Source organism: Pseudolabrys sp., from assembly GCF_035943735.1.
Classification (GTDB): Bacteria; Pseudomonadota; Alphaproteobacteria; order Rhizobiales; family Xanthobacteraceae; genus Pseudolabrys.
Window position 1 is genome coordinate 17,008 of the sequence record NZ_DASZBV010000025.1, and the last position, 18,908, is coordinate 35,915.

Genomic DNA, 18,908 nt, shown 5'->3' on the forward strand with positions numbered 1-18,908 from the left:
GCCGATTTTAAGCGGCATCCGGGCCTTGTCGGCCGTGTCCGGGCGTCCTAGAAGCATGGCCGACTTTACGCGGTATCTCAGAGGATCATCATGCGTGTTTATTACGATCGCGACGCCGACCTGAACCTGATCAAGGGCAAGAAGGTCGCCATTGTCGGCTACGGCAGCCAGGGTCACGCCCACGCGCTCAACCTGCGCGATTCCGGCGTGAAGGAGGTCGCGGTCGCGCTGCGCAAGGGCTCGGCCTCGGCGAAGAAAGCCGAAGGCGAGAAGTTCAAGGTGATGGACGTCGCCGAGGCCGCCAAGTGGGCCGACGTCGTGATGATGCTCACCCCGGACGAACTGCAGGGCGACATCTATCGCGATCACCTGCATGCCAACATGAAGAACGGCGCGGCGCTGCTGTTCGCGCACGGTCTCAACGTGCACTTCAACCTGATCGAGCCGCGCGCCGACATCGACGTGCTGATGGTCGCGCCGAAGGGCCCGGGCCACACCGTCCGCGGCGAATATCAGCGCGGCGCCGGCGTGCCGTGCCTGATCGCGATCCACAAGGACGCCTCCGGCAACGCGCATGACCTCGGCCTCTCTTACGCCTCGGCGATCGGCGGCGGCCGCGCCGGCATCATCGAGACGACGTTCAAGGAAGAGTGCGAGACCGACCTGTTCGGCGAGCAGGCGGTGCTGTGCGGCGGTCTCGTCGAATTGATCAAGGCCGGTTACGAGACGCTGTGCGAGGCGGGCTACGCACCGGAGATGGCCTATTTCGAGTGCCTGCACGAAGTGAAGTTGATCGTCGACCTGATCTATCAGGGCGGCATCGCCAACATGAACTACTCGATCTCCAACACCGCCGAGTACGGCGAGTACGTCTCCGGCCCGCGCGTCATTACGCCGGAGACCAAGGCCGAGATGAAGCGCATTCTCGCGGACATCCAGTCCGGCCGCTTCACCCGCGACTGGATGCTGGAGAACAAGGTCAACCAGACCTCGTTCAAGGCGACCCGCGCCAAGCTCGCCGAGCACTCGATCGAGCAGGTCGGCGAGAAACTCCGTGACATGATGCCCTGGATCAAGCAGGGCGCGCTGGTCGACAAGTCGAAGAACTAAGATGACGATGCTGCGCATTGCAGCCGTTGCAGCGGCCGCCCTCCTCGGGGCGGCCGTTTCTGCGTCGGCCGGCGACCAGGGCGATCCCGGGCAGGACTGTGGCGTCAGCACGCCGGAGATGGTCGATTGCCTGAACGCACAGACGGCGCAGTGGGACAAAAGGCTGAACGCGGCCTACAAGGCGGCGCTGGACGCGGCGCTGCCGAAACAGCGCGAGCAGTTGCGCGCAGCGCAGCGGCTGTGGATCCAGTACCGCGACGCCAATTGCACCTATTACGCCATGGGCGAGGGCTCGATCGCCCGCGTCGAGGCGGCCGCCTGTATGCAGCGCATGACCAGAGCGCGCGCCGAAGAACTGTCGAGCGGCGGCGCCGGCCCGGACAATCCCGGCAAGGAAGATCGCGACTGACGGGCGGTCACCTCGCTCCGATTTGCCGCCACAGCCATTTCGCCACCGCGTCCGGCGTCATGCCGCTGGCGCCGCGCAGGTTGGCCTCGCGCATCACCGTCACGTCGATGGCGCCGATGAGCGGCTTCAGCGCAGCGATCAGCGTCTCGTCGTGCGCGCGTTTCGGCGCCAGCAGCAGCACGGCGTCGTAGGGCGGCAGCACGTGCTTCGGATCGGCGAGGGTGACGAGATCGTCCTTCGCGATCTGGCCGTCGCTGGAATAGGCCGAGACCACGTCGACGCTGCCGTCGGCGGCGGCGCGGTACATGAAATCCGGCTGCATGGTGCGCTGCTGGCGGAAGCGCAGGCCATAGGCGTCGCGCACCGCCTTCCATTCCGGCCGCGCGAAGAACTCGTAATCGCCGGCGATGCTCAGGTCGGCGGCGTGCGCGGCGAGATCGGCGATGGAGTGGATGCCGAGCGCCTCCGCCTTCGTGCGCGTCATCGCCAGCGTGTAGGCGTTCTCGAAGCCGAGCGGACCGAGCAGGCGGATGCCGTGGGTCGTCTCCAGCCAGGCGGCGAGCTCTTTCAGCACCGCTTCGCGCCCCGGCGTGTCGGTACGATGCATGCGGTTCGCCCACAGCGTGCCGGAATAATCGACCGCGACGTCGACGTCGTTCGCCGCCAGCGCATCGAACAACACGTTGGAGCCGAGCCCCTGCCGCCGGGACGCGGACAGCCCGGCGGCGGCCAGCCGCTGCTCGATCAGCGCGGCGAGCACGTATTGCTCGGTGAAGGTCTTGGCGCCGATGACGTAGCTTGCGCGCTGCATCGCCAGGCCGGGCGCCAGTGAGGCCACAACCAGCGCGGCCAGCGCAACGGCGCCGACGCCGAACTTGAAGCGGCTGCGCTGCGCGATGGCCGCCTGCATCAAGGCCAGCAGCCGGTCGACGACGAGCGCCAGCGCCGCGGCGGCGACGCAGCCGAAGATCACGTAGATCCAGTTCTGCGTCTGCAGGCCGGCGAAGATGTAATTGCCGAGGCTGGTCTGGCCGATCGGCGTCGACAGGGTCGCCGTGCCGATCACCCACACCGCCGAGGTGCGGATGCCGGCCATGATCGTCGGCAGCGCCAGCGGCAGCTCGATATCGCGCAGCGAGCGCGCCGGCGTGGCGCCCAACGTGCGTGCGGTCTCGCGGTATTGCGGGTTGAGCTCGGCCAGCGCGGTGACGGTGTTGCGCAGCACCGGCAGCATCGCATAGAGCGCCAGTGCCAGCACCGACGGCAGGAAGCCGAGCGCCGGAAAGGCGACGCCGAACACGCGCTCGGTCAATGCCGACAGGGCCAGCAGCAGCGGATAGAAGAGGGCGAGCAGCGCCAGCCCGGGAATGGTCTGCACGACGCTGGCGGTGGTCAAAGCGGCGGCGCGCAGCCACGGCCGGCGCAGCGACAGGATGGCGACCGGCAGGCTGATACCGAGCCCCAGCGCCAGCGCCGTCAGGCTGACCAGCACGTGCCCGCCGAGGTAATCGGGAAGGTGGGCGAAGGCGTCGGCGAGGCGGGCGTCGAGGCTCATTCGGCCACTGTGGCTGCCTTTGCATCGGCGGGGCAAGCCGCTAGTTTGCGCGCAACGAGATGGGGAGGAGCGGTTGCCGGGAGCGCACGGGACGCCGAGCGCGGTGGCGTTGCACGACGTCGTCGTCGCCTTTCGCGTGGCGCGCGGCGGCACCTTCACCGCGGTCGAGCGGGCGACGCTCGACGTCGCCGACGGCGAATTCGTCGCCATCGTCGGGCCGACCGGCTGCGGCAAGTCGACTTTGCTCAACGTTACTGCCGGTTTGCTGACGCCGGCTGCCGGCCACGCAGAGATCTTCGGCGCGCGGCTTGCCGGGCTCAACCGGCAGGCCGGCTATCTCTTCCAGGCCGACGCCCTGTTCCCGTGGAAGACGGCGGTCGAGAATGTCGCCATCGGGCTGGAGACGGCCGGCACGCCGGCGAGCGAGGCGCGGCCGCGCGCGAGAGAGTGGCTCAAGCGCGTGGGCCTTGCCGCCTTCGCCGACCGCTATCCGCACATGCTGTCCGGCGGCCAGCGCAAGCGCGTCGGTCTGGCGCAGGTCCTGATCCGCGATCCGAAGATTTTGCTCATGGACGAGCCGTTCGGCCCGCTCGACGCGCAGACGCGGCAGATCATGGGCAACCTGCTGCTCGATTTGTGGAGCGCCGACCGCAAGGCGGTGCTGTTCGTCACGCACGATCTCGAGGAGGCGATCGCGCTGTCCGATCGCGTCGTCATCATGTCGGCGGGACCGGCGGCGCGCATCATCGGCGACTGGCGCGTGCCGTTGCCGCGGCCGCGCGACATCTCCGAGGTGAAGCTCGATCCCGCGTTCCACGACCTGCACCGCGACATCTGGCACAAGCTCAAGGCCGAGGTGGTGAAGGGCTACGCGCAGACGGAGGGGGCCTGAGTCATGTCGCGCGTTACGCTCCTCGCAATGCAAATCCTGGTCGCCGTCGTGTGCATCGGCGCCTGGTACATCTTCTCCACCTATCCGATCGCCGGCCGCGTGCTGCTGCCGCCGTTCTTCTTCTCGAACCCGGTCGACGTGGCCAAGCAGATCGTTGATTGGTTCGTCAGCGGCGTGATCTGGAAGCATCTCTGGGTGACGCTGGAAGAGTCGATCCTTGCTTTCGTCATCGGCTCGGCCGGCGGCATCCTGGTCGGCTTCTGGTTCGCGCGGCAGCCGCGCACGGCAGCGGTGTTCGATCCTTACGTGAAGATAGCCAATGCGCTGCCGCGGGTGGTGCTGGCGCCGATCTTCACGCTGTGGCTCGGCCTCGGCATCTGGTCGAAGGTGGCGCTCGGCGTCACACTCGTCTTCTTCATCGTCTTCTTCAACGTCTACCAGGGCGTGAAGGAGGTCTCGCCGACCGTGCTCGCCAATGCGCGCATGCTCGGCATGAACGAGCGGCAATTGATGCGCCACGTCTACTGGCCGTCGGCGCTGTCGTGGATGTTCTCGTCGCTGCACACGTCGGTCGGCTTCGCCGTGGTGGGCGCGGTGGTGGGCGAATATCTCGGCGCCGCCGCCGGGCTCGGCTACCTGATCCAGCAGGCGGAGGGCGTGTTCGATGTCGCCGGGGTGTTCGCGGGCATGGTTGTGCTGGCCGCCTTCGTCATCGTCATCGATGTCATCGTCAGCATCGTCGAGCGGCGGCTGCTCGTGTGGCGGCCGGCACCGAGCGAGGCGAAGCCCTAGGCAGGGCCACCGTCATTGGAATATCGTCTGCGCCGAAACGGCCCCGGGATAAGGGCCGCAGGCCAAGGGAGTACAACAATGTCTTCACGGATCATCGGGCGAATCGCGGTCGCGGCGGTGGCGCTCGCGCTATCGTCCGGCATGGCGATGGCCGACAAGGTGACGATCGCCATCGGCGGTGCGTCCTGTCTCTGCTATCTGCCCACCATGCTGGCGCAGCAACTCGGCGAATTCAAAAAGGCCGGCGTCGACGTCGACGTCGTGCAGTTCAAGGGTGGTTCGGAGTCGCTGCAGGCGGTGATGGGCGGCTCGGCCGACGTCGCCTCCGGCTATTTCGATCACTGCGTCAACCTCGCCGCCAAGGGCCAGCATCTTCAGTCTTTCGTGGTCTATGACCGTTTCCCCGGCTTCGCGCTGGTGGTCTCGCCCAAGCACACCAGCGAGATCAAGTCGATCAAGGACCTCGCCAACAAGAAGGTCGGCGTTTCGGCGCCGGGCTCCTCGACCGACTTCTTCCTCAAATACACGCTGAGCAAGAACGGCGTCGACGCCAACTCGGTCGGCGTCATCGGCGTCGGTCTTGGCGCGACGGCGATCGCCGCGATGGAGCAGGGCCAGATCGACGCGGCCATCATGCTCGATCCCGCGGTGACTGTGCTGCAGGGCAAGTTCAAGGATATCAAGATCCTCAGCGACACGCGCTCGCAGAAGGATACGGTGGCGGTATTCGGCGGCGAGTATCCCGGCGGCGCGCTCTACGCGCGCGCGGACTGGATCAAGGCGCACGAAAAGGACGTGCAGGGCATGACCAACGCCATCATGGCCACGCTGAAGTGGATCCACACGCATTCGGCCGAGGAGATCACGGAAAAGATGCCGCCGGAGTTCACCAAGGACAAGGCGCTCTACATCGCGGCCTTGAAGAATACGATGTCGATGTATTCGGAGACCGGCCTGATGGATCCGAAGGGTGCGCAGGCCGTCCTCGCGGTGTTCAGCCAGTCCAACCCGGCGATCGCCAAGGCGCATATCGACCTGTCAAAGACCTATACCAACGCCTTCGTCGAGAAGGCGCCAAAGTAACCGGTTCGAACGTGCGAAGCGGCCGCGGTCTTTCCCGAGACCGCGGCCGCTTTTATACGTCGGCGCGCCGGTGCCGCTTTTTGGCGGCGGGGAGTTGCGCGTGAATCTTATCTCCATCCAGTCGCACGTCGTTTACGGCCATGTCGGCAATTCGGCGGCGGTGTTTCCGCTGCAGCGCATGGGCGTCGAGGTGTGGCCGATCCACACCGTGCAGTTCTCCAACCACACCGGGTACGGTCAGTGGCAGGGCCGCGTCTTCGACGCCGGCCTGATCCGCGACCTCGTCGCCGGGCTCGAGACGCGCGGCGTGCTCGGCGAATGCGACGGCGTGCTGTCGGGCTACATCGGCTCGCCGGAGATCGGCGCGGCGATTCTCGATGCCGTCGCGACCGTCAAGCGTGCCAATCCGTCGGCGCGTTACTGCTGCGACCCGGTGATCGGCGACGTCGGCAAGGGTGCCTTCGTGCGCGAGGGCGTGGCGGAATTCATGCGCGACAGGGCGGTCGCCGCCGCCGACATCGTCACGCCCAACCACTTCGAACTCGATTTCCTCACCGGCCGCGCGAGCCGCACGCTCGATCAGGCGCGCGCCGCAGTGAAGACGCTGCATGCGCGCGGCCCGCGCGCGGTGCTGGTCACGTCGCTTGCCGTCGACGACACGCCGGCCGACGCGGTCGATCTGCTGGCCTGCGACGAGACGGGCGAATTCCGCCTGCGCACGCCGAAGCTCGCGGTGGCGGCGAACGGCGCCGGCGATGCCATCGCGGCGATGTTCTGCGCGCATTATCTGCGCTCGGGTCAAATCGCCGAGGCCTTGTCGCGCGCCGCCTCGACGATGTTCGGCGTGCTGGCGAAGACCGCGGAAGCGGGCGCCCCCGAGATTCAGCCGGTGCTGGCGCAGGACGAGATCGTCAATCCGACCCGCGTGTTCGCGGCCGAACGGCTATCGTGAATAGTTGTCATCGAAAGATTTGATGAACTTTCGGCGCGCGGTCGCATTATCCTCGCCGCGCAATGCCACGGGGGCCGCCATGAAACGCCGTTACGTCACATTGGACGTGTTCACGGAGCGCCGCTTCGCCGGCAACCCGCTGGCCGTCGTGCTCGACACCGACGATCTCGACACCGAGGCGATGCAGGCGATCGCCAACGAATTCAATCTGCCGGAGACGGTGTTCCTGCTGCCACCGGAGAACGCCGATCATCGCGCCCGCTGCCGCATCTTCACGCCCAGGCGCGAACTGCCGTTCGCCGGCCACCCGACCGTGGGGACGGCCGTGCTGCTCGCCGCGCGCGACGGCGGCAAGTCGCACGACTTCGTGCTCGAGGAGCAGATCGGCCGCATCCGCTGCCGGGTGACGCCGCGCGAGGGCGGCGGCGAGGCGTCGTTCACGCTGCCGGCCCAGCCGCAGCGGGTCGCCTCTGCGCCGGACAATGACGTGATCGCCGCGGCGCTTGGCGTGACGCCGGACGAAATCGGCTTCGACGGCATCGGACCGAGCTGCTGGAGCGCCGGCAATCCGTTCCTGTTCGTGCCGCTGCGCGGCCTCGAAGCGGTGCGCAAGGCCGCGCCCGATCTCGCGCGCTTCGCCGCGCTGCCGGCGGACAATTCGGCGATGTTCGTGTTCACGCGCGAGACCGTCGAGAAGGATCACGACTTCCACGCGCGCATGTTCGCGCCGCGCATGGGGATTATCGAGGACCCCGCGACCGGCTCGGCGGCGGCGGCCTTCGCCGGCCTGCTCGGCCGCTTCGGCGGCTATGGCGACGGCGAGCACAAAGTCGCGATCGAGCAGGGCTACGAGATGGGCCGGCCGAGCCTGATCCGCCTCGGCATGACCATCGTCGCCGGACAGTTCTCGGCGGTGACGGTCGGCGGCAGCGCCGTCATCGTTGCCGAAGGCACGATCGAGGCTTGACGCAGGCGCGCGCGTCGCGTCGATTGCGCGCGATGACCAGCCTCGCCGTCTTTTCCGTCGACCGCCTCGATCTCGCCTTCGAACCGGCGCCATGGCCGTTCGCGCAAGCGCGGCGGGCGGAGATCGACGCCTGGTTCGCCGAATTGCAGCGGCAGAAGCCGGCGATCTGGAACGGCCGCGTCCTCGTGCTGCATCGTTACGAGATGCGGGACGGCATCTTCCGCGGCGCTTATCTCGAAACCGACTATGCGAGCTTCTCGGCCTGGCGGCACTGGCAGCCCACGGACGCCGGCGTGCACGACTGCTTCGGTGCCGGCGCGGTGATCTCGGCCGACGGCGCCGTGCTGCTCGGCGTCATGGGCGCGCACACCGCCAATGCCGGCTGGATCTACTTTCCTGCCGGCACGCCCGATCCGAGCGACATCATCGACGGCAAGGTCGACCTCGACTGGAGCGTCGCGCGCGAACTCAAGGAGGAGACCGGCCTCGACATCGCCGAGGTGGCGCCGGCGTCCGGCTGGACGACGGTGATCGACGGCCAGCTCATCGTCCATATCAAGACGCTGCGCAGCGCGCTTGCCGCCGACGCGCTACGCGCCAGGATGCTCGAGCACCTCGCGACGGAGGCGCAGCCGGAGCTCGCCGACATCCGCATCGTCCGCGGTCCGGCCGACTACGACCCGGCCATGCCGGCCTTCGTCACGGCGTTTCTGGAAGCGCACTTCGCCGGACCGCTTGCCAAGTCCTGAAACTCGGCGTGAACTGTGCGCATGAAGCTCGACAGCATCGCCAAACGCTTCCGCATCGACAAGCCCAAGCATTTCCGCATCGCCGACCACGATCCGGCCGAATGCTGCGGGCTGACCGTCGACAAGGCCGAGGCGAAGGTGCTGCTCGACGAAGGCATCAAACGGCTGACGGAATTACAGCAGCGGCTCTATGCCAGCAACACCTGGTCGGTGCTCATTGTGCTGCAGGCGATGGACGCCGCCGGCAAGGACAGTCTGATCAAGCACGTGATGACAGGGGTCAATCCGCAGGGCGTCGAGGTGCATTCTTTCAAGCAGCCGAGCGTCGAGGAACTCGACCACGATTTCCTCTGGCGCATCACGCAGCGCCTGCCGGCGAACGGCCGCATCGGCATCTTCAACCGCTCACATTACGAGGAGGTGTTGGCGGTTCGGGTGCATCGCGAGTTGCTCGCCGCGCAGAAGCTGCCCGACAGCCTCGAGCACAAGAAGATCTGGAAACATCGCTTCGACGATATCCGCGGCTTCGAACAGCATCTCGCCCGCAACGGCACCTTGATCCTCAAATTCTTCCTCAATGTCTCGCGCGAGGAGCAGCGCAAGCGCTTCCTCGACCGGCTCGATCTGCCCGACAAGTACTGGAAGTTCTCTCTGAGCGACGTTGCCGAACGCAAGCTCTGGCCGAAATATATGGCGGCCTACGAGGAGGCGATCCGCGAGACCGGCCGCGATCATGCGCCGTGGTATGTGGTGCCGGCCGACAACAAGTGGTTCACGCGCATGGTGGTCGCGGCGGCGCTGGTCGATGCGCTCGACCGGCTGAAGCTCGATTATCCGAAGGTGACGGGACAGGCGCTCAAGGATCTGGACAAGGCGCGGCGGGCGCTGTCGCGCAAAGGCGCGTGAGCGTCACCACACGCCGGGCACCAGCCGCCAGCGCACGTGCGCGCAATAGTCCGCGTAGCCGGGCAGGTCGCGCCTGAGCACGCGTTCCTCGTCGATGAGGCGCCAGACGAGCGCGGGCACGATCGCAAGCGCCGGCAGCAGAGCCCAATATGAGCCGAGCGCCGGCGGGATCGCGATCGTCAGCGGCAGCGTGCCCATGTACATCGGATGGCGCACGACGCCGTAGAGGCCGGTCGAGATGACCGTCTGGTCGCGCTCGACGCGCACCGTGGCGGCCGCGAAGCTGTTCTGCTTCATCACGAAGAAGAAGATGACGAAGCTCGCCGCGATGACGCACTCGGCGGGGACCGTCAGCCAGGCCGGGACATCCGACCAGTGCCAGCGGCGGTCGAAGCCCGGCACGATGAGCATCGCCACCAGGGCCACGCAGACGATGCCGATGGCGATCTTCTGCGCCGGCTCCTGCTCGGCGGCGGGGCCGACTTTCATGCGCCGCTCGACCAGCGCCGGGTCGTGGATCACGAAGTAGATGCCGAGCGGGACGGTGCAGCCGGCGAACACGGCGAGGAACAGCCAGGCCTGCCAGTAGCGCAGGGTGCCGGCCGGCGCGAACAGCAGCGCGGCCATGAAGACGAGAAACATCAGCTGACGCGGCCAGGCCTGGCGCATCAGAGCAGCGGTACGGCCGTCCATGCGTCCTCGCTTTCCGCCGGAAACAGACAGCAATGCTGACCTATCTCGGCGCTTGATCATGGCGGGGCCCTTCCGCTAGAAGCACTCCGTTCCCAACTGCGGTTAACGCGGGCTTCACCGGCCTCCGTCATTATAACCGCCGAAGCAACAGAGGGTTTTCGTCAGGCCATGTCGACGCGCCACGACATTTGCGCGATCGAGCGGGCGGCTTCCACAGCCGGCGCCGCGGCCACCCTCATTCTGGGCTCGCTCCTTCTCCTTATCTGCCCCTGAGGGCCGGCAGGGCATTGCGCCTGGGCACTCGGGGGGACTGACGGAGACACCCCTTAGGAGCGCCCTGAAGCGGCGCATGAGCTTTTAGAGAAGGATCACGACCATGAGTACGACCGCCAAGTCCGACAAGGACCGCGTCGTCATCTTCGACACCACCTTGCGCGACGGCGAGCAGTGCCCCGGCGCGACCATGACGCACGAGGAGAAGATCGAGGTCGCCGAGCTGCTCGACACGATGGGCGTCGACATCATCGAGGCCGGCTTCCCGATCGCCTCGGAGGGCGACTTCGCAGCGGTCAACGAGATCGCCAAGCGCTCGAAGAATGCCGTGATCTGCGGCCTGTCGCGCGCCGCCTTCAAGGACATCGATCGCTGCGCCGAGGCGATCAAGCCGGCCAAGCGCAAGCGCATCCACACGTTCCTCTCCACCTCGCCCGTGCACATGAAATACAAGCTCCAGAAGGAGCCGCACGAAGTCTACGAGATGGTGATCGCGCAGGTGACGCGCGCACGTAGCCACACCGACGACGTCGAGTGGTCGAGCGAGGACGGCACCCGCACCGAGATCGACTTTCTCTGCCGCTGCGTCGAGGCGGCGATCAAGGCCGGCGCCACCACGATCAACATCCCCGACACCGTCGGCTACACCGTGCCGGAGGAGTACTTCCATCTGTTCAAGACGGTGCGCGAGCGCGTGCCGAATTCCGATCTCGCGGTGTTCTCCACGCACTGCCACAACGACCTCGGCATGGCCGTGGCGAACTCGCTGGCCGGCGTGAAGGCGGGCGCGCGGCAGATCGAGTGCACCATCAACGGCATCGGCGAGCGCGCGGGCAATGCGGCGCTCGAGGAAGTCGTGATGGCGATGAAGGTGCGCAACGACGTACTGCCGTTCTGGACGAGCATCGACGCCACCATGCTCACGCGCGCGTCTAAGCTCGTTTCGGCGGCGACCTCGTTTCCGGTGCAGTACAACAAGGCCATCGTCGGGCGGAACGCCTTCGCGCACGAGAGCGGCATCCATCAGGACGGCATGCTCAAGAACGCGCAGACCTACGAGATCATGACCCCGGAGACGGTCGGCGTGAAGCAGACCTCGCTGGTCATGGGAAAGCATTCTGGCCGCCACGCCTTCGCGCATAAGCTGGAGGAACTGGGCTATCAGCTCGCCGCCAACCAGCTCGAGGACGCCTTCGTGCGGTTCAAGGCGCTGGCCGATCGCAAGAAGCAGATTTACGACGAGGACATCGAGGCTCTGGTGGACGAGGAGATCGCCACCGCGCACGACCGCGTCAAGATTGTCTCCATGACGGTGATCGCCGGCACGATGGGCCCGCAGACAGCGACGCTGACGCTCGATATCGACGGCAACCAAGAGACGACGCAGTCGACCGGCAACGGCCCGGTCGATGCGATCTTCAATGCGATCCACGCCCTGGTGCCGCATGAGGCCAAGCTCGAGCTCTACCAGGTGCACGCGGTGACCGAGGGCACCGATGCACAGGCCGAGGTATCGGTGCGGCTGGCGCATGACGGCCGCTCGTTCACGTCGCGCGGCGCCGATCCCGACACCCTGGTCGCGTCGGCGAAGGCCTATCTGGGCGCGCTCAACAAAATGACCAGCCGGCGCAACAGGGAGCCGGGGATCGAGCGGCGCATTCACTCACAGGAGGCCGGCTAGCTCCACCGCCGCGCTTCGGACATTTGACAGGGCGGCCGCGGGAAAACGCGGCCGCCCTTTGCATATCCACGCGGACTTTCGTGTCTTTTGACATGTTTGCGGTCGTCTGGGGAGCTTTTGGTTCCGCGGCGGGCCAAAAATCACATTTCGTCCGCAATTCGCACGCCTTGGTGGCGAATTGTCACGGTACTTGCATCCCCATACGCCGGGGCCTGAGAGGCCGCGTGTAGATCCAAGTTCAACGTCACGGGGAACTCTGAAGGATGAAGAAAACACTTTGCGCGGGCGCCCTTGCGCTCGCGATGACCGGTCTGTTGCCGTCACTTCCGGCCACCGCAAGCGACTACGGGACCTACGCAGAGCAGGGCGCTGCGACCACGATTAACGTGGCGCGCATCAAGAGCGCGCTGCACCTTCGTCCCGACCAGGAGCGCTACTGGCCGGCAGTCGAGTCGGCCTTGCGCCGGCTGGCTGGTCGGCAGCACACGAGCGAGACAGGCGGTATCGTTCATCGTATCAGCAGCCGTGTCGTCTCGGTTGTGCTCGATAATGCCGCTGTCGCACGGCTGGCCGCGGCGGCGCGGCCGCTGATTGCGGTGCTCGATCCCGAGCAGATGCAGGCGGCCTCCGGTCTCGCCAACGAGATGGGCCTCGGCTCGGTCGTCGCAGCCCTGCGGTAATCGGCCGCGATGCAGACCAATTGATGATGGATGGCGGCCCCGGCCGCCGTCTTTACGGTCTTGATCCTCCGTCTTGGTTGTGGACTATTCCACGACTTGCCGCCTTACGGGTTTAATGCCAGTTTGGCGGTACAAAGACAGAAAATACCCCTGTTCTGGGGCATAACGGAGGAAACAGGCCTATGCGCAAGTTTGTGCTTGCTGCTGCAATTGTAGCCGCTGTGATGGCTTCGGGTTCGGCGATGGCCCAGAGCCCGATCGTGATCAAGTTCAGCCACGTCGTCGCGAACGACACGCCCAAAGGCAAGGGCGCGCTGAAGTTCAAAGAGCTCGCCGAGAAGTACACCAACGGCAAGGTCAAGGTCGAAGTCTATCCGAACTCGACCCTCTACAAGGACAAGGAAGAAATCGAGGCGCTGCAGCTCGGCTCCGTGCAGATGCTGGCGCCGTCGACCGCCAAGTTCGCGCCGCTCGGCGTGAAGGAATTCGAGGCGCTCGACCTGCCGTGGCTGTTCAAGGACGACGCCACCTACGATGCGGCGATGAAGGGTGCCGTCGGCAAGTACCTGTTCAAGAAGCTTGAAGCCAAGGGCATCACCGGTCTCGCTTACTGGGACAACGGCTTCCATATGGTCTCGGCCAACCGCCCGCTGATCCATCCGGCCGACTTCCAGGGCCTGAAGGTCCGCATCTCGGGCTCGAAGATTGCCGATCGCTACTTCCGCGATCTCGGCGCGATCCCGCAGATCATGGCCTTCTCCGAGGTCTATCAGGCGCTGCAGACCGGCGTCGTCGACAGCTGCGAAAACACGCCGTCGAACTATCTGACGCAGAAGTTCTACGAGGTGCAGAAGGACATCACCGTGTCCTATCACGCGCACCTGCAGTACGCGGTGATCGTCAACACCAAGTTCTGGAACGGCCTGCCGCCCGACATCCGCAAGGAACTCGACAAGGCAATGGCCGAGGCGACCGATTACACCAACTCGATCGCCGCCACGGAGAACAAGGACGACCTCGAGGCCATCAAGAAGTCGGGCAAGACGACGCTGCACTATCTCACCGATGCGCAGAAGGTCGAATGGCAGAAGGCCATGCGCCCCACCTACAAGTGGGCGAAGGGCCGCGTCGGTCAGGAAGTACTCGACCTGATCGCCAAGGAACTGCACGTCCAGATGTAATCCGGACGGCGATCAACGCCGTCGCATCGACAGCGGACCGGGAGTGTCACCACTCCCGGTCCCCAACGTTTCTTGTGGGGGGAACGTGCCGTGGGGAAAGTACTCTCTCGCGCGCTTGATCATCTCGAAGAGTGGCTGATCGCCGCTCTTATCATGGCCGCGACACTCCTGATTTTCGTCGCGGTGCTGCATCGCTACGGCACCGGGCTGTCGATCGCCTGGGCGAAGTGGGCGACCGCGCACGGCTTCACGTTACTCGCCGCGGTCCTAACCTCCATTTTCAAGTGGCTCGCCGGCCGGGATCTGTCCTGGGCGCAGGAGCTCTGCATCTACATGTTCATCTGGATGGCCAAGTTCGGCGCCGCCTACGGCGTGCGGACCGGCATCCATGTCGGCGTCGATGTGCTGGTGAACATGCTGCCGGCCGGCTCGCGTCGGCGCGTGGTCACCTTCAGCCTGCTGTGCGGCGCGCTGTTCACCGCGATCATTGCCGCTTTCGGCACCTCGTTCGTCCGCGAGATGTGGCATACAGGGCAGCAATCGAACGACCTCGAAGCGCCGATGTGGATCGTCTATCTGGCGATCCCGCTCGGCTCGGCGTTGATGTGCTTCCGCTTCCTCCAGGTCGCCTGGTCCTTTTATTGGACGGGTGAACTGCCGCACCACGACACCAGCCAGGTCGAGGGCGTCGAAGTCGAGCCGCTCCATCCCGCCGACGCGCCCGCCGCGGCGCTCAAGGGCGAGGGCTACAGCCCGCTCGGTCTCATTTTGATGCTGTTGCCGATCCTGATTGCCGGCATCTGCTTCGCGCACGCCGCGCATCTGATTGTGCTGCCGCAGTTCATGCGCGTCGTCATCGTCTTCGGCCTGTTGCTGGCGCTGATGGTGACCGGCATGCCGGTGTCGATCGCGCTCGGCCTCACCGTGCTTACTTTCATGTTCACGTTGACCGACGTCCGCACCGAGTCGGTCGCGATGAAGCTGTTCACCGGTCTCGAGAGCTTCGAGATCATGGCGATCCCGTTCTTCATCCTTGCCGGAAACTTCCTCACCCACGGCGGCGTCGCGCGGCGCATGATTCATTTCGCCACGACAATGGTCGGGCATTGGTACGGCGGCCTGGCGTTGGCGGCCGTGCTCGCCTGCGCCTTGTTCGCGGCCATCTCCGGCTCGTCGCCGGCGACCGTGGTGGCGATCGGCTCGGTCATCCTCCCGGCCATGGTGGCGCAGGGTTTCCCAAAGCGGTTCGGCGCTGGCGTCATAACCACCTCCGGCTCGCTCGGTATCCTCATCCCGCCGTCGATCCCGATGGTGCTGTTCGCCGTGTCGACCAATTCGTCGGTCGGCAAGCTGTTCATCGCCGGCATCGTGCCGGGCATCGTGCTAGCGACGATGCTCGGTGTCACGACCTGGTATCGCGCCTGGCGCAACGACTATCCGCGCATGCCGAAGGCAGGCATCGCCGAACGCTTCAAGGCGTTCCGTGATTCCTTCTGGGGCCTGGCGCTGATCGTCATCGTCATCGGCGGCATCTACTCCGGCCTGTTCACCCCGACCGAGGCGGCGGCGGTGAGCGCCGTCTACGCCTTCGTCGTCGCGGTGTTCGTCTACAAGGACCTCAAGCTTCGCGACGTGCCGCGCGTGCTGCTGTCGTCCGCCAACCTGAGCGCGATGATCCTCTACATCATCACCAATGCGGTGCTGTTCTCGTTCCTGATGACCTACGAGAACATCCCCAATCAGCTCGCCGGCTGGATGATCGCGCAGGGCTTCGGCTGGGTCGGCTTCCTGCTGATCGTCAACGTCCTGTTGCTGATGGCCGGCAACGTGATGGAGCCGTCGTCGATCATCCTGATCATGGCGCCGATTCTGTTCCCGGTGGCCATAAAGCTCGGCATCGATCCGGTGCATTTCGGCATCCTGATGACCGTGAACATGGAGGTCGGCCTCTGTCATCCGCCGGTGGGCCTCAATCTCTATGTCGCCTCCGGCATCGCCAAGATGGGCATAACCGAATTGACGATCGCGGTGTGGCCGTGGCTGCTGACGATGCTGGTGTTCCTCGGAGTCGTCACCTACTGGGAAGGCCTGTCGACCTTTCTGCCGCGCCTGCTCGGGATGTAAATATATAAAGCGGCGCCCGCGATCCGGTTTTCACATTTGCGAATGTACCGGCGTTCGATGAACGCCGGTACATCTACATTGCGCGGCGGTAATCTCTGTCCAAACTTTAACTTGATAAGGCAGAGCCGTGGCTCTCTGCTGATGCCACGTTCAATTCTCCATTGGAGGTGGCACATGTGGAAGACAATACTAGCCGGTACGACCGCGCTTGCGATCGCCGGCGGCACCCTTGCTTACGCGCAGCAGGGACCCGATCACGGACCGCGCGGTCCGCACTGGCGTCCGAGCGCGCAAGACATCGGCGCCTTCGCCGACGCGCGCGTCGCCGCGCTGCATGCGGGCCTCAAGTTGACGCCCGACCAGGAGAAGAACTGGCCGGCCGTCGAGAGCGCGCTGCGCGATCTCGCCAAGCAGCGTGAGGACCGCTTCGCCGCGCGCGCCAGCGCCGACAAGCCGAAGGATCCGATCGAGCGTCTCGGCGTGCGCGCGCAGGCGATGGAGAGCCGCGGTGCGGCGCTCAAGAGGCTCGCCGATGCGTCCGAGCCGCTCTACCAGAGCCTCGACCAGGCGCAGAAGCATCGCTTCATGATCCTGGCGCGGCTCTCGCACTCGTTCGGCCGTCACGGCCACCATCACGGCTGGCGCGGCCGCGAAGGTTTCCGCCATCGCGGCTTCCAAGGCGGCCCGATGGGCCCCGAGCAGGGTCCCGGCGCGCAGTAAGCGCCGGCCTCGAGTAGCAGGCGGAGCAGCGGAGGCGAGTTCGCCCTTCTGCCGACCGCCGAGGGAGCCGCCGGGCCGATCCCGGCGGCTTTTCCTTTGTTTGGCGGCACTTGCAGGGCATTTCGATGGCTTGCGCTGCTGGACAGGTCCCCCCACCTTTGCTACAGAGCCGCGTCCGCGAAGGCCGCGTGCTTTCTCGGATTTCCGGGCTCAACGCTCGGGGCGCATAGCTCAGTTGGTAGAGCAGCTGACTCTTAATCAGCGGGTCCCAGGTTCGAGCCCTGGTGCGCCCACCACTTCTTCCCAAAACACCGGCAGTACCCGACGCGGCGGCGCCGCGCCCTGCTTCGGCCCGAGCGCAAGGTGACGCTGTAAAGCGACACGCGCTTCGCGTCCTGCGCGCGTCCGGCGGCAGCGTATTACCTGCGTGCCGCGCCGCGGAATCGTCCCGTCGCGTGCACATTTGCGACGCATTGCAATCACGTTCTCTGGGAAGAGTTGGCTCGTCTCGAACGAGGGGGGCCAGTGATGCGTAAGTCGATTCCGGGACCGGCGGCGATTGCCGCGCTACTGACTGCGCTCGTCGCCGGCCACGGGGCCTCGCATGCGGCGCCGAACGACTGCCTGTCCGCGCCGAACGGCGCGGCGCCGAAGGGGCAGCACTGGTATTATCACCTCGATCGCGCCAACAATCGCAAATGCTGGTATCTCCGCGACGTCGGTGCGGCCGCGGCAACGCCGTCTGCGGCGCCATCGCAACAGGCCGATAACCCCGCGCCGGCGCAGCCCGATCGGGGCGCGGCGACACCGACGGTGAATTCCGCTGCGACCATGCAACCGGTCCAGCCCCCCGCGCTGTCACAACCGGCTGCGGATCCTGCGCCGTCCGTTGCCGCGACGACCGTGCAAACCGCGACTCCTGCGCCCGCGCCATCCGCAGCGGCACCACATGCCGCGACGGTCTGGACCGATCCGACGTCGGCCGCCGCTAGCGATGTCGAGGCCGCGGCTGCCGCGGCACCCGGCCAAACCCAACCCGTGGCGACGGATCAGCCCGTGCGCCAAGCACCGGCTAAGAAGCGAGCGGCCGCGCGGCGTGAGACACAGGCGGCAGCGGCGGCGCCGGCTTCCGACACGGCGTCCGCCACGCCATTCGCCCAGAACGTCCTGGTGATCCTGCTCGCTGCGCTGCTCGCCGGCGCCGTGTTTGCGGTGTTCGCGATCCTGCGTCGGCGCAAGCCGGTGAAAATCCGCGCTGCCGGCAGCGGACCGCGCTTCGGCTCACGGCGCGAGGGCGACGAGGGTTTCTGGCTGAAATGGCCGCGCCACAGCAACGACGCGCAGCGGGCCGCTCCGATTCAAAGCTCGCTGATTCCGCAGCAGGTGAGCATGACGCGGCAGTCCGCGTCGCGCCGCTAGGAGGCGCTGGACGCTCAGGTTTCGACGGTCTGACGCTGCTTCGGCCGCACGCGGTCGCCCGACCAGCGGCGCACCTTGCCGACGTCGATGTCGAAGAGATCGAGCACGCGACCGAGCGTGTGGTCGATCATGTCCTCGAGCGATTGCGGCAGCGCGTAGAATGCCGGCACCGGCGGGTAGACGATTGCGCCGGCTTCCGTCACCGCAGCCATGTTGCGGATATGGCCGATGTGCAGCGGCGTCTCGCGCAGCATCAGCACGACGCGGCGTCGCTCCTTCAGCGCCACGTCGGCCGCGCGCGACATCAGGCTGCCGGTGTTGCCGGTGGCGATCTCCGACATGGTTTTGATCGAGCAGGGGGCGATGATCATGCCGCTCATCTTGAACGAGCCGCTTGAGCAGGCCGCGCCGATGTCGCCGTTCGGGTAGACCACGTCGGCGAGCTTCTCGACGTCGGCAACCTTCAGGCTGGTCTCGCAGGCGAGCGTCACCTGCGCCGCCTTGGACATGACCAGGTGGGTCTCGGCCCCGTAGTCGCGCAGGAGCTCCAGGAGCCGGATACCGTAGATGGCGCCGGAGGCCCCGGTAATGCCGACCAGGATGCGCGGCTTCGATTGAATCGGGCGGTGATGGTTCATGCGCCGCAAAATAGCGTCCGGGCCGCCCCCCGCCTAGCGCTATTTGCTAGGCTCGGCAGCGATTTCCGTCCATCTCACGCGGGG

At 66.0% G+C, this 18,908-nt stretch carries 18 protein-coding genes and 1 tRNA gene; 16 read left to right on the forward strand and 3 right to left on the reverse strand.

The window, feature by feature from the left end; translation table 11 throughout:
- The first annotated feature begins 90 nt into the window (after positions 1-90).
- Positions 91-1,110, forward strand: a complete 1,020-nt coding sequence (ilvC, locus tag VGV41_RS18660) for a ketol-acid reductoisomerase (RefSeq protein WP_326865499.1) — start codon at positions 91-93, stop codon at positions 1,108-1,110.
- Position 1,111: 1 nt separating this feature from the next.
- Positions 1,112-1,519, forward strand: coding sequence for a lysozyme inhibitor LprI family protein (locus tag VGV41_RS18665; RefSeq protein ID WP_326865500.1), 408 nt, complete (start codon positions 1,112-1,114; stop codon positions 1,517-1,519).
- A 7-nt stretch (positions 1,520-1,526) separates the two neighbouring features.
- Here the strand turns inward: VGV41_RS18665 and VGV41_RS18670 are convergent, their stop codons facing one another.
- The gene (locus tag VGV41_RS18670; RefSeq protein WP_326865501.1) at positions 1,527-3,074 is read right to left on the reverse strand and encodes an ABC transporter permease/substrate-binding protein; all 1,548 of its coding nucleotides are present in this window, start codon (positions 3,072-3,074) and stop codon (positions 1,527-1,529) included.
- A 73-nt stretch (positions 3,075-3,147) separates the two neighbouring features.
- Here VGV41_RS18670 and VGV41_RS18675 point away from each other — a divergent pair, with 73 nt between their 5' ends.
- The 7 genes from VGV41_RS18675 (at position 3,148) to VGV41_RS18705 (ending at position 9,415) form a co-directional block, all read left to right on the forward strand.
- Positions 3,148-3,966 (forward strand): ABC transporter ATP-binding protein, encoded by an 819-nt coding sequence (locus VGV41_RS18675; protein WP_326865503.1) that lies wholly within the window; start codon positions 3,148-3,150, stop codon positions 3,964-3,966.
- Between the two features lie 3 nt (positions 3,967-3,969).
- Positions 3,970-4,758: an ABC transporter permease gene (locus VGV41_RS18680; protein ID WP_326865504.1), complete on the forward strand. Its 789-nt coding sequence runs from the start codon at positions 3,970-3,972 to the stop codon at positions 4,756-4,758.
- 78 nt (positions 4,759-4,836) lie between these two features.
- The gene (locus VGV41_RS18685; RefSeq protein ID WP_326865505.1) at positions 4,837-5,841 is read left to right on the forward strand and encodes an ABC transporter substrate-binding protein; all 1,005 of its coding nucleotides are present in this window, start codon (positions 4,837-4,839) and stop codon (positions 5,839-5,841) included.
- A 100-nt stretch (positions 5,842-5,941) separates the two neighbouring features.
- Positions 5,942-6,793 (forward strand): pyridoxal kinase PdxY, encoded by an 852-nt coding sequence (gene pdxY, locus VGV41_RS18690; protein ID WP_326865506.1) that lies wholly within the window; start codon positions 5,942-5,944, stop codon positions 6,791-6,793.
- A 79-nt stretch (positions 6,794-6,872) separates the two neighbouring features.
- Positions 6,873-7,760, forward strand: a complete 888-nt coding sequence (locus tag VGV41_RS18695) for a PhzF family phenazine biosynthesis protein (RefSeq protein WP_326865507.1) — start codon at positions 6,873-6,875, stop codon at positions 7,758-7,760.
- 32 nt (positions 7,761-7,792) lie between these two features.
- Entirely contained in the window at positions 7,793-8,509 is a 717-nt protein-coding gene (locus tag VGV41_RS18700; protein WP_326865508.1) for an NUDIX hydrolase, read from the forward strand.
- 21 nt (positions 8,510-8,530) lie between these two features.
- Positions 8,531-9,415, forward strand: a complete 885-nt coding sequence (locus VGV41_RS18705; protein WP_326865509.1) for a polyphosphate kinase 2 family protein — start codon at positions 8,531-8,533, stop codon at positions 9,413-9,415.
- 3 nt (positions 9,416-9,418) lie between these two features.
- Here VGV41_RS18705 and VGV41_RS18710 read toward each other — a convergent pair whose 3' ends face one another.
- The gene (locus tag VGV41_RS18710; RefSeq protein WP_326865510.1) at positions 9,419-10,108 is read right to left on the reverse strand and encodes an isoprenylcysteine carboxylmethyltransferase family protein; all 690 of its coding nucleotides are present in this window, start codon (positions 10,106-10,108) and stop codon (positions 9,419-9,421) included.
- A 376-nt stretch (positions 10,109-10,484) separates the two neighbouring features.
- Here VGV41_RS18710 and VGV41_RS18715 point away from each other — a divergent pair, with 376 nt between their 5' ends.
- The 7 genes from VGV41_RS18715 (at position 10,485) to VGV41_RS18745 (ending at position 18,186) form a co-directional block, all read left to right on the forward strand.
- Entirely contained in the window at positions 10,485-12,062 is a 1,578-nt protein-coding gene (locus VGV41_RS18715) for a 2-isopropylmalate synthase (protein ID WP_326865511.1), read from the forward strand.
- 263 nt (positions 12,063-12,325) lie between these two features.
- Complete coding sequence (locus tag VGV41_RS18720) at positions 12,326-12,742, forward strand: hypothetical protein (protein ID WP_326865513.1); 417 nt, start codon at positions 12,326-12,328, stop codon at positions 12,740-12,742.
- A gap of 182 nt (positions 12,743-12,924) precedes the next feature.
- On the forward strand, positions 12,925-13,923 hold the full coding sequence (locus VGV41_RS18725) for a DctP family TRAP transporter solute-binding subunit (RefSeq protein ID WP_326865514.1): 999 nt from the start codon (positions 12,925-12,927) through the stop codon (positions 13,921-13,923).
- Positions 13,924-14,013: 90 nt separating this feature from the next.
- On the forward strand, positions 14,014-16,047 hold the full coding sequence (locus tag VGV41_RS18730; RefSeq protein WP_326865515.1) for a TRAP transporter large permease subunit: 2,034 nt from the start codon (positions 14,014-14,016) through the stop codon (positions 16,045-16,047).
- Between the two features lie 174 nt (positions 16,048-16,221).
- A complete protein-coding gene (locus VGV41_RS18735; RefSeq protein WP_326865516.1) occupies positions 16,222-16,767 on the forward strand; it encodes a Spy/CpxP family protein refolding chaperone in 546 nt (181 codons plus the stop codon).
- A 220-nt stretch (positions 16,768-16,987) separates the two neighbouring features.
- A tRNA-Lys gene (locus VGV41_RS18740) sits at positions 16,988-17,063 on the forward strand.
- A 232-nt stretch (positions 17,064-17,295) separates the two neighbouring features.
- Positions 17,296-18,186 carry a hypothetical protein gene (locus VGV41_RS18745; protein ID WP_326865517.1) on the forward strand — a complete coding sequence of 297 codons (891 nt, stop codon included), beginning with the start codon at positions 17,296-17,298 and terminating at the stop codon, positions 18,184-18,186.
- A 14-nt stretch (positions 18,187-18,200) separates the two neighbouring features.
- Here the strand turns inward: VGV41_RS18745 and VGV41_RS18750 are convergent, their stop codons facing one another.
- On the reverse strand, positions 18,201-18,824 hold the full coding sequence (locus VGV41_RS18750; RefSeq protein ID WP_326865518.1) for a UbiX family flavin prenyltransferase: 624 nt from the start codon (positions 18,822-18,824) through the stop codon (positions 18,201-18,203).
- Positions 18,825-18,908: the final 84 nt, after the last annotated feature.